This window comes from Rudaea sp. 3F27F6, from assembly GCF_005503555.1.
Taxonomy (GTDB): domain Bacteria; phylum Pseudomonadota; class Gammaproteobacteria; order Xanthomonadales; family Rhodanobacteraceae; genus Rudaea.
This window is the reverse complement of the sequence record NZ_SCNG01000002.1, coordinates 265,826-277,987: the sequence shown is the minus strand read 5'-3', so window position 1 is coordinate 277,987 and position 12,162 is coordinate 265,826. Positions and strand designations below refer to the sequence as shown.

Below are 12,162 nucleotides of genomic sequence, written 5' to 3'. Positions count from 1 at the left end.
ATTTCGTTCTTGGGACGGCGAAACAAAATGGACTCCCGCCGGCGCGGGAACGAGGTCGGCGGCTTCGGCGGCGCGGTCTTAGTCGCGATAGCGCTTGAGCAGATCGCCGTAGGCGTCGATGCGGCGGTCGCGCAGGAACGGCCAGATGCGGCGCACATTTTCGCTGCGCGCCATGTCGATGTCGGCGATCAGCAGCTCGCGCTTGTCGGTCGACGCCTCGGCGAGAAACTCGCCTTGCGGGCCGGCGACGAAACTGGAACCCCAGAACTGGATACCGCGCGCGCCGTCGGGCGCCGCCTCGAAACCGGTGCGGTTGCAGGCGAGCAGCGGCAGTCCGTTGGCGACCGCATGGCCGCGCTGTACGGTGATCCAGGCGTCGCGCTGGCGCGATTTTTCCGCGTCGTCGTCGCCGGGGTCCCAGCCGATCGCGGTCGGATAGAGCAGCAGATCTGCGCCGGCCAGTGCCATCAGGCGCGCGCCTTCGGGATACCACTGGTCCCAGCAGACGAGCAGGCCGAGTTTGCCGACCGAGGTCTCGATCGGCTCGAAGCCGAGATCGCCCGGAGTGAAGTAGAACTTCTCGTAGAAGGCCGGATCGTCGGGGATGTGCATTTTGCGGTATTTTCCACAAATATCTTTTGCAGCATCGAAGACGACGGCGGTATTGTGATAGAGGCCGGCGGCGCGGCGCTCGAACAGCGAAGCGACGACGACGAGTTTCAGTTCGGCGGCGAGCGCGCCGAGGCGCGCGGTGCTCGGTCCCGGGATCGGTTCGGCGCGATCGAACTCGGCGACGCTTTCGTGCTGGCAGAAATACGCGCCGTTGTGCAGTTCCTGCAGCAGCACGAGCCTGGCGCCAGCCGCGGCGGCTTCGCGCAGGCCGGCTTCGATCGCGTCGAGATTGGCGCCGGCGCTGCCGCGGTCGGTCTCCTGCAGCAGCGCGACGCGCAGTGTCTTGTTCACTTCAATACTCCTCTGGGCAGCTGCATGGTCATGCAGTGCAGACTGCCGTTCTGCCAGATCAATGGACGGCACGGAATCGCGACGATTTCCCGGCCCGGGTGGGCGGCGCCGATGATGCGCACCGCTTCGGCGTCGGCAGGGTCGCCGTAGGACGGCACGAGCACGGCGCCATTGACGATCAAGTAGTTCGCGTACGAGGCGGCGAGGCGGCGGCCGTCGTCGAGGATCGGTTGCGCCCAGGGCAGGGCGTGCAGCCGGTAGGGCTTGCCGTCCAGCGTGCGCAGCGCGGCGAGTTCGTCGCGCATGCGCGCGAGTTCGCCGTAGTGCGTGTCGTTCGGATCATCGCAGCTCTGAAACACGATCGCATCGTTCGGGGCGAGGCGCGCGAGCGTATCGACGTGCGCATCGGTGTCGTCGCCCTGCAGATAGCCGTGTTCGAGCCAGAGCACGCGTTGCGCAACGAGTTTGTCGCGCAGTAACTGCGACATTTCCTCGCGGCTTTGTTCCGGATGGCGCTGGTGCAGGCAGCGCCAAGTGGTCAGGATCGTGCCGGCGCCGTCCGATTCGATCGCGCCGCCTTCGAGCGCCCAGTCCACACGCACGTGCTCGGCCGGTGCAAACACGTCGCGCACGATCAGGTTGCCGATCAGCGCGTCGTCGCGGCTCGCGCCGAATTTGCCGCCCCAGCCGGTGAAGCGGAAGTCGGTCAGGCGCAGGCCGTTGCCGTCGCTCAGGGTGATCGGCCCCGAATCGCGCAGCCAGGTGTCGTCGTATTCGACGGCGACGAAGCGGATCTTGTCGTTATGCGCGCCGGCGTCGCGCAGCGCCCGTTCGGCGCGCGCATGGACTTCGGCGTCGGCGACGCAGAGCACGACGCGTTCGTAGCGCGAGATCGCCGCGATCAGCGCCGCACAGGTGGTTTCGACTTGTTCGAGACGCGGCGCCCAGTCGGTGCCGGCATGCGGCCAGGCCAGAAGCACGCCGTCCTGCGGCTCCCACTCCGCAGGCAGGCGGAAGGTCGGGGACGTCATCGGCTTTGCACGGCGTTCTTCGGCCCGATCTCTTCGGGCGAGGCGCGGTTGGCCACGGCGTCGATCACGTGATCGCGCTCGAAGTAGACGGTGTAGTCGGCATAGACCCAGCGGTTGATCGTCGGATGCCAGCGCGAATCGCCGCCGGCCGGCGTGAGCTTGCTCACCGGCGTGCCGTACTGGCGCTCGACCTGGGCCATCGACAGGCCGCGCACGGGCATGACGTGGCTGCGTTCCTGGCGAACGCGGTCGATCAGCAGGGTATCGGCATGCGCGGCGTCGATCGCGAACAGGGCCGACAGCGCGGTGGCAAAAGCGAGAAGAGAGCGGCGCGGAGACATGGGGCTTTCCTCATGTTTGAAGAGCGCACGGGAATGCGCGCTTTGTGATCTTCGCGGCCGCGGGCGGCCGCCGGAGCGGATCATGGTGCCAAGCCGATATGACCGTTGCAAGATCGCCGTGCCGGGGCGCCGGAAAGCCCGAAAATGCGAAGGCCGCCCAGTGGCGGCCTTCACAACAAGCGTTCGGCCGGCGAACCGCCGAGCGACCGGCTCAGCGCTGGCGCGCTTTGAAACGCGGGTTGCTCTTGCAGATCACGAACACTTTGCCGCGGCGACGCACGACCTTGCAGTCGCGATGACGCTGCTTGGCGGACTTGAGTGAGGACAGGACTTTCATTGGAGTTTTCCGTCTATCAGGGCGGTACAAATGTATGCAGCCGCCAATTCTATCCTAAAAGGATCGGGTTCGTACAGCCCTAATTTTGCCTGGCCGCGGGACCGCCGCGGCCTCCCGGTTTTGGTTTATTCCTTCGCAGGAACAGGAAGATGCAATCGGGGGTGCCGACCGCTACGGAACCGGAGCCTATTCTGGTGGCACTTCGACTTCGCCGCTGTGCGGCTACGCTCAGTGCGAACGGATGCAATTTTTCGCTGCAATTTTTCAGTGCGAAGGGCTGCAATTTTCATCGTGCCGGATCAGTGGCGCTTGTCCATTGTGGACGAATGCGCCTGGGCGCTGTGTGTGAATCCGTCTAGTGCTGTGTAATGAATCCGTCTGGTGTTGTATGGGAATCCGTTCGGGCTGAGCGTAGCGCCGGAGGCGCGGAGTCGAAGCCTGCTGGTGCGAGACGTCGACTTCGCCGCTGCGCGGCTACGCTCGGTGCGAACGGTTGGAACTTTTCGACTTTGGCGCTGTGCGGCCGCGCTTGGTGAGAACGGTCAAAACGTCATCGTGCCGGATTAATAGCGTCAGTCCGCCGGTACTTCGGCCCGCGCTTCGCGCAGCAGCCAGGTGCGGAAGGCCGTGATCGCATGCGATTTGGCCCGCGTGGTCGCATAGACCAGCCAGTAGTCCTTGGAATCGCGCGCGACGTGGGCGAACGGTTGCACCAGTTGGCCGGATTCGAGTTCCGCGCGGAAGAACAGCGGCGAGCTGATCGCCACGCCCTGGCCGGCGATGGCCGCGGTGATCTCGTATTGTTCGATGCCGAGATCCAGGGAGGCGCGCAGTGCCGTTTCAGCCACGTCTACCCCGTTTTCCTCGAACCACTGCTGCCACCAGCGCGGACGGCCGATGCGCGCCAGCTTGAGTAGATCTGCCGGCGATTTCAGGCCGCCGGCCGCGTCGCGCAGACGCGGGCTCATCAGCGGCGTGATCAGGCTCGGCAGCAGGAAATGCGCCGTATGTCCGGGCCAATCGCCGCGGCCGCTGCGGATGGCGACATCGAATTCGCCCTGCTGCAGGTCGGCCAGGGTGATGGAGGTGTCGAGGCGCACGGCGACTTCGGCATGGGCGAGGTGGAAGCCGCCGAGGCGCGGCACCAGCCAGTTCGACGCGATCGTCGGCAGCGAGGTAATGGCGAGTTCGTTGTGGGCGCGCGACAGCGCCTGGGCGAATGCCGTGCGCAGGCCGGAAAACGCATCGAGGATCGCCGGCGCGAGCCGTTCGCCGTCGCGGGTCAGCACGATTTTGCGCGGCAGGCGCTGGAACAGCATCACGCCAAGGCGCTGTTCGAGCTGCTTGATTTGATAGCTGATGGCCGCCTGGGTCATCGACAGCTCCTGCGCGGCGCGCGTGAAACTGCCGAGACGCGCCGCGGCTTCGAACGCGCGGACGGCGTTGAGCGGAGGCAGCGGGCCGGGCGTCGAATGCATAAGCTGATTTTATACGTCGGCGCGGTTTTTTTCGTTGTGCGGCCGGTGCATCGGGCGTAGTTTTCGCCATGGTCGCTGCCCCCGTGCACGGCGGCCCGCTGCGAATCCGAATCCCAACGAGAACCGAGGAAACCATGAAACTGCAAGCCACCTTAGCCTTGAGTCTGGCCTTGTGCTCCTCTTTTGCCGCAGCGGCGGACACGGCCAACTGCGCCGCCGCCGTCGTTGCCGACCAGAAGAAGGACGAAGATACGATCCGGCGCATCGAACAGGGCTGGCTCACGGCGGAATATCGCGGCAATCCAAAATACCTCGAATGCCTGCTCGAACCGGACTATCGAACCTCGGGCCGGGCCGGAAAGGTCCGTACGCGCGAGGACGTGATCTCGCGCGTCGCCCAGCTCACCGACATGTCGAAGGAAGTGCCGAAGCTCGAAACCATCGTGTTCATCCACGGCGATGCCGCGTCGGCGCATTCGATCCTGCGTTCCACCGACAAGGCCGGCAATCCCAAGGAAGTCCACTTTGTGGATTCGTATACTTTCCACGACGGACGCTGGTTCGCGTTCAGCGGCGCCGATCTCTAGCCCGCGCGCAGGCCGTGCGCGGCGCCGTGCGATGCTGCGTGCGGAGCCCGGCAGCGATGCGAGCAATCGTTTGCAGCGGAAGAGGGCGCGAAATTGACGGTGCGGGACATTTTCAGCGTGAGCGGCCAGATCGTGTGCATCAGCGGGGCGAGCCGGGGCCTCGGCAAGGGGCTCGCGCGCCTGTTCGCCGAACGCGGCGCGCACGTCGTTATCGCCGCGCCGGATCAGGGTGAGCTGGCGGCTGCGCAGGCCGAGCTGGCTGCGGCAGGGCTCGACGTCGCCGCGCTGTCGGCCGACGTCGCCGACCCGGCTTCGTGCGCGGCCCTGGTCGATCGCACGATCGACAAGTTCGGGCGCATCGACACCCTGATCTGCAACGCCGGCATCGACAAGATCAAACCGGCCGAAGCCTACGAGAACGACGAGTGGGACAGGATTCTCGACGTCAATCTCAAGGGCGTCTATTTCTGCGCGAAGGCTGCCGCGCGGGCGATGCTCGCGGCCGGCAAAGGCAGCATCATCGTCACGTCGTCGATCGCGGGCAGGTCGGGCATACCGGGACTGGCTTCTTACGCGGCGTCGAAAGGCGGCATCGATCAGCTGGTGCGCACGATGGCCGTGGAATGGGCGCAGCGCGGCGTGCGCGTCAACGCCGTTGCACCGGGCTATATCAATAATTTCATGGACGGCGTCGCCGCGGCGTCGGAATCGCCCTATCAGCAGCGCGCGATGGCGCGTACGCCGATGGGCCGGCGCGGCGAGATTGCCGAGTTCGGCGGCGCTTATCTTTATCTCGCCAGCGATACGTCGAGCTATACGACTGGGACAGTTCTTTACGTGGACGGCGGTTACAGCGCAGCCTGACTGCGGTTTCGCAAGGCGCTGCCCGGGCGATCGCGCCGCCGGCGTGCACCGGCGGATTTACCCTGAAGAAAAAAGCACGGCGGCACGGCCGAGGGGGCCGTGCCGCCGTGGCTCACGGCTTATTCCACCGTGAGGAAGATCGGGACACGGTGGAGCGTCGTCGGGTTGCGCAGAGCGGAGTCGGGCGTGTTGGATTCAATACACACGGCCCCTGCGTATTTACCCGGTGCCAGGGCGCTCGCATCGATCGTCAGGCCGAGCGTCTGGCTCAGCCCCGCGGGGACGGTGCCGTCGGCCGCCGCAGGGGAAAGCCAGCTCGGGCCGCATGGCAAATTGACGCTCATGTAGACCGCTGCCGAGCCGAGCGCGGTACCGCTCGGAGTCGATACGGGGCTGATGGCCCGCCAGTTACCGTCGGCGCCTGCGGTCATAATCGGTGCGCCCGCGCTGAGCTCGCTGCCGAGCCAGAGCATGTGCGCACCGCCATTGTCGCCGCGTTTGCCGGCGAACATCAGGTAAGAGCTGATCCAATAGCTTTTGCCCGCCTCGAACTTATAGGGCTTCGGTGCCGAGCAATACCCAGGCGTGTTGACGTAGTTGAGTATCTTCGGCCGCAACAATTTCAAAAGCAGTGAGCGGGCTAGCTCTTCGCGCCCCGGGAACAATTTCCTGAAGTCTAGCCCGCATCGGTCCAAGACCTCACCGGGTTTTCCGCCGGCATCGGCGTAAACGATCGAGCCCATGCCCATTACCGAGTCCATGGCATCCGAGCCGTCGCTTTGCAGCGGGCGGCCGTACGAGGAGAAAGCCGTCGGCGGCGAGTCCGGCGGCATCCACGTCGGCATGGTGACGCGCTGGGCGAGGTAGGAGTTTCCGCCGTCGTCGTAGACCGACGAGTCCATTTCCGGCGTCGTACGTTCGTCGACGTAGCTGTTGTCGCCGGCCAAGGGGACATCTGCCCTGCCGGTCGTTTGGTAAGTCCAATGCACGGGCAGGCGCTTCGGAGCCGCGGCGATCTGCAGGCTGGTCTGCGTGCTCACGCCGGACTTGACGGTGACCGCGAGGGACGCGGGCGAGACGCTGGCCAGCGGCGGCGCCCGTCGCACGGCGATCGGCAGGTGCAGCGTCTGGCTGCTGCGGTCCGCCGACGTCAGCGTTACCCTGCCGGTGCTGAACGCGGCTGTTTGCGCGGACGAATTGTCGATGGTGAAGACGACCTCGGCGCTTCGTCCCGGCGCGACGGTGAAGCTCGCCGGCGATACCGTGGCGCCCTTGGACCCCGGCAGCGCGATCGACGTGTTCCATTGCTGCGGTGTTTCGAGCGCGTTCTTGAAGCGGCGCTTGAACGTGCAGCCCGGAAAGCAGGAGCTGCTGTAAAGCGAGGGGACGTTCAACGCGGTCGGGTCGCCGCCGTTGGCCGGATCGGCCTGGAGGTAGTTCAGTCCGCTCTCGTGCATTACCAGGCCCGATTTCGCGGCGAGGTCCACCTGGACTCGGCCCGCGCCCTGTTCGAGCGGAGTGGCGCCGCCGCCGATCGTCCCGTCGGTCTGCATGAGGGCGAGGCCGTCGTCCTTCGCGGTCAGCATCATCGCCGACTTGATCTCGGCCGGGCTCCAGTCGGGATGCGCCGATTTGAGCAGCGCTCCCACGCCGGTGATGTGCGGCGTGGCCATCGAGGTACCGGAAATCATGGCAACGCGGCCTGGCGCGCCCCTGTAGGCGGCGAGGATGTTCCAGCCCGGCGCGGCGATATCGGGCTTGAGCGTCTCATTGCTCAGGGTCGGGCCGCGCGAACTGAACCAGGTGATCTGGTCCGCGCGGGTCGGCAGGTCGATTCCGGCGCTGAAGTTCACCTGGGCCAGACCTTCGGGCTGCGCAGCGGCGAACGCGGCGAGCTGGACCGCGGCGCTGCGCGCGACCAGGGACGCGGGCACGCTCGGACCGCCGAGATCGAGGTTGAACGCACCATTGAGGTTGTTCGTGCCGACCACGGCGACAGCACCGGCCGCGACGGCGCTTACGACGCCGTCGGAGTAAGTCTCGCAGCCGTGGGCGGTAGCGCCTGCCGACGTGTAGCCCATATCGATGAGAGCGACCGTTCCCTTGAAATAGTCGGTCGGATAGGGACCACAGTCGCCGCCCGATGCGAACGTCGGGCTGACTTTCAGCTTGAGGCCGTTCCACGGATAGTTGCGCATCGGTCCCGACGATGTGTGCAGCGGCATGTCGTCAGGCTTGCCGGCACCGCGGCCGTTCACGCTGAGATAGTTGCCGATGCTGTCGCGCGGCGACGTGGTCGCGGCCACGGTCGCGACCCAGGGCGCCGTATTGGAAACGGTGCCTGTTCCCGGACCGTCGTTGCCCGCGGCCGCGGCGACGAAGATGCCTGCATCGACCGCCGACAGAAACGCCAGCATTTCGGAGCTGTCCCAAGGCGAATCGGTTTTGTCGCCGCCGGCGGGGCCGATGGAGTAGTTGAGTGCGTCGATTCCGTCGAGAATGGCCTGTTCGACGGCGTCGATCATCATCTGGCCACCGCATTGGGTTGCAGAGGCGCAGACCTGGAAGATTTCGAGATTTGCGTGCGGCGCCACACCCGTCATGGTGCGATTGCCGAAGTAACTGGCCAGGCGGCTATCACCGACCGCGGTACTGGCGGTGTGCGAACCATGGCCGTTCTGGTCGGTGACGCCGGGCAGCTCGCTAATCGGCGGCGGGAACTGTTTCGGATTGGCGAGGACGTAGGGGTAGGCGTAGTCGTAGGTGCCGATCAGCTTGTTGTTGCATTTGTCCTGCGTGGCTCGGCCCGGAGCGCACCAGCCGCGGTAGTTGCCCGCTCCGAGCGGATTGGTGAAGTGGTAGCTCGGTATCGACCAGGCGCCGTTGGTTTCCCACTCGATGTCGGCGAATGAGGGGCTGCCGAGATTGGCGCCCGTGTCGAGGACGCCGACGATCGTGTGTTCGCCGCGCGTGCCGAATGGGGCGGGCGCGTTCCAGAGCTCGGGCGCGCCGATGTAGGGAACGCTGACGTCGGTGGTCAGCTTGCCGTAGGTCGGCCGGATGACCTTGCTGACGCCGTCGACGCCGCGCAGTTTCAGGGCTTCGGCGTCGGTCAGGCGCAGGAGCATGCCGTTGAGCGCATAGTGGTAGTTGCGTTCGACCGGCAGAGAGCGGCCGATTGCGGCGGCGGCGCGGGCGGCGACCTGACTCTGGCTGGCGCGCTGCTGGGCGACGAGGCGCAGGCTGTCGGTCGACTGCGGGTCGAGCCGGTCGCCGATCGGACCGAGGCTGCGGGCAAGCATCGGCGCCTGCGCCGCGACGCTGTCGCGCGAGGCGCGCAGCGTCGTCGCCACGGAATCGCCGGCGAGCACGACGAGGTATTCGCGACGGCCCGGAATGGCGGAGGCTGGGGCGGACGGACCGGCGGCCGCGGCCGCAAGGTCCGGCCCGATCAGCCCGCGCATGGCATCGGCCTGATTCGGATCGAGGCGCTTCAATAGCTGCTCGAATTCGGCAGCCGCCGGATTCTGCACCGCACCGGCCGCTTCCGCTTCGGCGAGCGAGGAAAGAAGCGGCGGAGTCATCTGTGCGAAGAGGCTGCCGTAGCCGGCGACGTAGAGCAGGGATGCGGCGGCGAGCGCGGTTTTCCTGACCGCATTGCGGCGCAGGGGATTGGCGGGCGCAGCGGAGCTCGTGCAGACGCTCGTTTCGGCGTGAGATTGCAATATCACTTTCTACCCTCCCGGGGTGTTGCGTTGAGAAGCGTTAGATCGGCTTTTTTGAATGCAACGATGGATCGCGAACGCGCTTGCATCGGGACGGGAGGGGGCCCCGGGACATGCCCGGTTTCTTTCGGATCCAGGCCTCCCCCCTGATTCGCCGAAATACTCTTGATGAAGCGGGGCCAAATAGTAGGTTCGTCGATAAAATAGGCAATCGCCTATTTGTATTAGTTACTAAGTATTAGTGCTTGTCATTCCGCGGCGCTTTAAATGGGGCGCTGGCGTATTTGCGAGGCCGGTTTGAGCTGTCGGACAGCGCGATTGGATGTGCCGATCCGCGGCGCCGGGGCGCTAACCAGCAAGGTTCCGCCGTGATGCTTCCGGGATTTCATCGCATCGCCTCCGCTTTGGCTGGGGTAAACACCGAAAGCGAAACGACCAGTGGAATATTCGTATGTGAGCTTGAATCACAAGCCTGGTTAGAAAAAATCGTTGGTTGCAAATGGGGCGAGGTCACTAAAATGCGCGCCATTTTCGGCGGGCATTTTTCATATGGTCGAATCGTGGGTGCGCATCGGCGCAATGACGGCATTTGCCTTAGGCCGCCGCGCGCAGCGAAGTCGAAGTAACCTGCTGCGTTCGGCCGTTGGGTTGCGCGGCTCCGTCCGCGTTTGTTTGCGCGCCGAGCGAGCGCAGCGCCGTGATCCCGGCGCGAAGCGCAGCGCCTGCGCGTTCCCGGCGCGCCCTACAGCGAGGCGAATTCATGGCAGCTAAGCCGCGGCGGCCGGCAAAGGATTCTCTCGCGCCTCCCGACGGCGAGGACGGCCGCATCGTCACGCCGTTCGATACGGATCGCGTGCAGGAAAGTTACGAACACAGCAGCCTGTTCGAATGTCAGGGAGCCACCGTGGCGGCTGCCCGCTACGAATCGACGCCGGCGGCACAACTGCGGTCGAAAAATTCGAGCGACGTCGTTTTCGTGATGCTGCAAGGCACGGCGCACCGCCACGAGGGCGAAATCGACGGCCGCGGTTTTCGTTACGGCGCCATGCGCGTGGGCCAGGCATCCGCGTTTCCGCTCGCGACGTCGCTGGATATCAGCGTCGGCCATACGCGGGTCGAAAGTTGCGAATTCTATTTTCCGCAGCGGTTTGCCAAAAACGAACTGGGTATTCGCGGCGAAGGCGCGCTGCGCCTGCAGATGGCGAAGCCCGACCCGTTTCTTTTTCATGCGGCGAAACGGTTCGTCGGTCTCGGATACTTGCACGATGACGTCTCCGAAATGCAGAAAGAGAGTTTGTTCCGTACTCTGGCTCTACATTTGTTCGCTGCCTATGGCGAAGGCCCGGCGACGCTCGATCCTTGCGCGCGCGAATTCACGGCGCTGCGCGCATACCGGCTGCGCAGCTACATCGACGGCGAACTGCATCGACGCATCAGCTGCCGCGAATTGGCGGTCGTCGCGGGCTGCGATTTGCGCGAACTGTCGGACATGTTCCGCACCACCTTCAAGGCGACGCCGGCGCAGTACGTCATCGATCGCCGCCTGGACCGCGCTTCGCAGCTTATTCGTGATACCACGCTCGATCTGGCCGATATCGCGTTCAGCACCGGATTCTCGGGTCAAAGCCATCTGACGACCGCACTGCGCAAGCGGCGCGGTGTCACACCGTATCAATTGCGCAAACGGTCGACGAGCGTTTTCGTGCCGGGCATGGATCGGTGCGGAAGTCGATCGGCAACGACGATCGGCAGCAGGATTTTGGCGTCCGCGGAATTCGGCGAGGGAATGCGTGCGGACGAGAATTGAGATCGCACGCTGCGTCTTCGTTGGTTCTTTGCGGCGATCCCGCACCGGAACTCAAGCGACGGTGCGCAGCCAGTCGAGCAAATCGGCATGCAGACTGCCGGCTTCGGGCGGCTGCGGCGCGAGCAGGCAGTAGAGCGAGCCGTCTTCGACGAAGCCGAGCGGGGCGGCGAGGACGCCGCTTTGCAGATCGTCGCAGACGAGGCGCCAGGGGCCGATGGCGACGCCGAGCCCCGCGACGGCCGCCTGCAGGCTGAAGTAGAAGTGTTCGAAGGTCTGTCCCGCCGCCTCGGGCAAAGGCTGTTCGGCCGCCGCCGACCATTCCTGCCAGGCGCCGGGCCGCGTGCGCGTGTGCAGCCGCGGCGTGCCGGGTTTGAGGCCCGGACGGTCTTGCCCAGGCGAGAACCAGTCCGCGGCCTTGTCCGGGCGGCAAACCGGGCCGACCTTTTCCGCGAACAGTGGTTCGACCGAATACTCGGGCGGCCATGCAAAGTCCTTGCGGCGGATCGCCAGATCGATACCGGCCTCGAAAGAAAAGGGGCCGCCGCCGGCGACGAGATGGACATCCGTGCCCGGGTGGCGCGATTGGAAATCCGGCCAGCGCGGAATCAGCCAGCGCATGAGCAGAGTCGGTTCGCACGAAAGCACCCAGCGCCGCGACTGGCGCACGCTGGTCCGCAGTTCGCGCGTGGCCTGGCGCATCAGGTCGAAGCCGTCGCGCACGGCTTGTGCGAGCTTGCGGCCCGCATCGGTGAGGACGACGCGGCGGCCGCGCCGTTCGAACAAGGCGAGGCCGAGGTCGTCTTCGAGCAGGCGTACGGCGCGGCTGACGGCGCCGTGGGTCAAATGCAGCTCGGTTGCGGCGCGGCTGAAGTTCTCTGTGCGCGCCGCGGCCTCGAAGCAACGCAGGGCCAGAAGCGACGGCAGCCGCGAATGACTGGTATGTGAGTTGAACTCACCTTTCTCGTCAGAAAACATCGTTAGTCTCGGCGAATGATTGGCTTTAAATTGCCCCGATTTTCATCGAGGGAG

11 protein-coding genes are annotated in these 12,162 nt (G+C 65.4%); 4 read left to right on the top strand and 7 right to left on the bottom strand.

Features of this window, described 5'->3' with window-relative positions; all coding sequences use genetic code 11:
* Nucleotides 1-78: 78 nt before the first annotated feature.
* The 5 genes from FFS30_RS09100 to FFS30_RS09080 all read right to left on the bottom strand — a co-directional run bounded on the left by FFS30_RS09100 (nucleotide 79) and on the right by FFS30_RS09080 (nucleotide 4,150).
* A complete protein-coding gene (locus FFS30_RS09100) occupies nucleotides 79-963 on the bottom strand; it encodes a carbon-nitrogen hydrolase (RefSeq protein ID WP_137912832.1) in 885 nt (294 codons plus the stop codon).
* On the bottom strand, nucleotides 960-1,994 hold the full coding sequence (locus FFS30_RS09095; RefSeq protein WP_137912831.1) for an agmatine deiminase family protein: 1,035 nt from the start codon (nucleotides 1,992-1,994) through the stop codon (nucleotides 960-962). The genes FFS30_RS09100 and FFS30_RS09095 overlap by 4 nt, the downstream gene beginning before the upstream one ends.
* Nucleotides 1,991-2,335: a hypothetical protein gene (locus FFS30_RS09090; RefSeq protein ID WP_137912830.1), complete on the bottom strand. Its 345-nt coding sequence runs from the start codon at nucleotides 2,333-2,335 to the stop codon at nucleotides 1,991-1,993. The genes FFS30_RS09095 and FFS30_RS09090 overlap by 4 nt, the downstream gene beginning before the upstream one ends.
* A gap of 211 nt (nucleotides 2,336-2,546) precedes the next feature.
* Nucleotides 2,547-2,672: a type B 50S ribosomal protein L36 gene (gene ykgO / locus FFS30_RS09085; RefSeq protein WP_008215056.1), complete on the bottom strand. Its 126-nt coding sequence runs from the start codon at nucleotides 2,670-2,672 to the stop codon at nucleotides 2,547-2,549.
* A 572-nt stretch (nucleotides 2,673-3,244) separates the two neighbouring features.
* The gene (locus tag FFS30_RS09080) at nucleotides 3,245-4,150 is read right to left on the bottom strand and encodes a LysR substrate-binding domain-containing protein (RefSeq protein WP_137912829.1); all 906 of its coding nucleotides are present in this window, start codon (nucleotides 4,148-4,150) and stop codon (nucleotides 3,245-3,247) included.
* 134 nt (nucleotides 4,151-4,284) lie between these two features.
* Between FFS30_RS09080 and FFS30_RS09075 the strand changes: the two genes are divergently transcribed.
* Both FFS30_RS09075 and FFS30_RS09070 read left to right on the top strand, forming a co-directional pair.
* The gene (locus FFS30_RS09075; protein WP_171014538.1) at nucleotides 4,285-4,737 is read left to right on the top strand and encodes a nuclear transport factor 2 family protein; all 453 of its coding nucleotides are present in this window, start codon (nucleotides 4,285-4,287) and stop codon (nucleotides 4,735-4,737) included.
* Between the two features lie 99 nt (nucleotides 4,738-4,836).
* Nucleotides 4,837-5,601, top strand: a complete 765-nt coding sequence (locus FFS30_RS09070; protein WP_137912827.1) for an SDR family NAD(P)-dependent oxidoreductase — start codon at nucleotides 4,837-4,839, stop codon at nucleotides 5,599-5,601.
* Nucleotides 5,602-5,720: 119 nt separating this feature from the next.
* On the opposite strand, the gene FFS30_RS09065 is transcribed toward FFS30_RS09070, so the two are convergent.
* The gene (locus FFS30_RS09065) at nucleotides 5,721-9,332 is read right to left on the bottom strand and encodes a S8 family serine peptidase (protein ID WP_137912826.1); all 3,612 of its coding nucleotides are present in this window, start codon (nucleotides 9,330-9,332) and stop codon (nucleotides 5,721-5,723) included.
* 239 nt (nucleotides 9,333-9,571) lie between these two features.
* Here FFS30_RS09065 and FFS30_RS09060 point away from each other — a divergent pair, with 239 nt between their 5' ends.
* Nucleotides 9,572-9,952, top strand: a complete 381-nt coding sequence (locus FFS30_RS09060) for a hypothetical protein (protein ID WP_137912825.1) — start codon at nucleotides 9,572-9,574, stop codon at nucleotides 9,950-9,952.
* A 134-nt stretch (nucleotides 9,953-10,086) separates the two neighbouring features.
* Nucleotides 10,087-11,133, top strand: a complete 1,047-nt coding sequence (locus FFS30_RS09055) for an AraC family transcriptional regulator (RefSeq protein WP_137912824.1) — start codon at nucleotides 10,087-10,089, stop codon at nucleotides 11,131-11,133.
* 51 nt (nucleotides 11,134-11,184) lie between these two features.
* On the opposite strand, the gene FFS30_RS24420 is transcribed toward FFS30_RS09055, so the two are convergent.
* Entirely contained in the window at nucleotides 11,185-12,108 is a 924-nt protein-coding gene (locus FFS30_RS24420; protein ID WP_137912823.1) for a LysR family transcriptional regulator, read from the bottom strand.
* Nucleotides 12,109-12,162 lie beyond the last annotated feature (54 nt).

Excerpts from the sequence above, each read along its gene's own strand:
- FFS30_RS09095 (WP_137912831.1), bottom strand. The coding sequence starts at position 1,994 with ATGACGTCCCCGACCTTCCGCCTGCCTGCGGAGTGGGAGCCGCAGGAC.
- FFS30_RS09090 (WP_137912830.1), bottom strand. The coding sequence starts at position 2,335 with ATGTCTCCGCGCCGCTCTCTTCTCGCTTTTGCCACCGCGCTGTCGGCC.
- ykgO (WP_008215056.1), bottom strand. The coding sequence starts at position 2,672 with ATGAAAGTCCTGTCCTCACTCAAGTCCGCCAAGCAGCGTCATCGCGAC.
- FFS30_RS09080 (WP_137912829.1), bottom strand. The coding sequence starts at position 4,150 with ATGCATTCGACGCCCGGCCCGCTGCCTCCGCTCAACGCCGTCCGCGCG.
- FFS30_RS09075 (WP_171014538.1), top strand. The coding sequence starts at position 4,285 with ATGAAACTGCAAGCCACCTTAGCCTTGAGTCTGGCCTTGTGCTCCTCT.
- FFS30_RS09055 (WP_137912824.1), top strand. The coding sequence starts at position 10,087 with ATGGCAGCTAAGCCGCGGCGGCCGGCAAAGGATTCTCTCGCGCCTCCC.
- FFS30_RS24420 (WP_137912823.1), bottom strand. The coding sequence starts at position 12,108 with ATGTTTTCTGACGAGAAAGGTGAGTTCAACTCACATACCAGTCATTCG.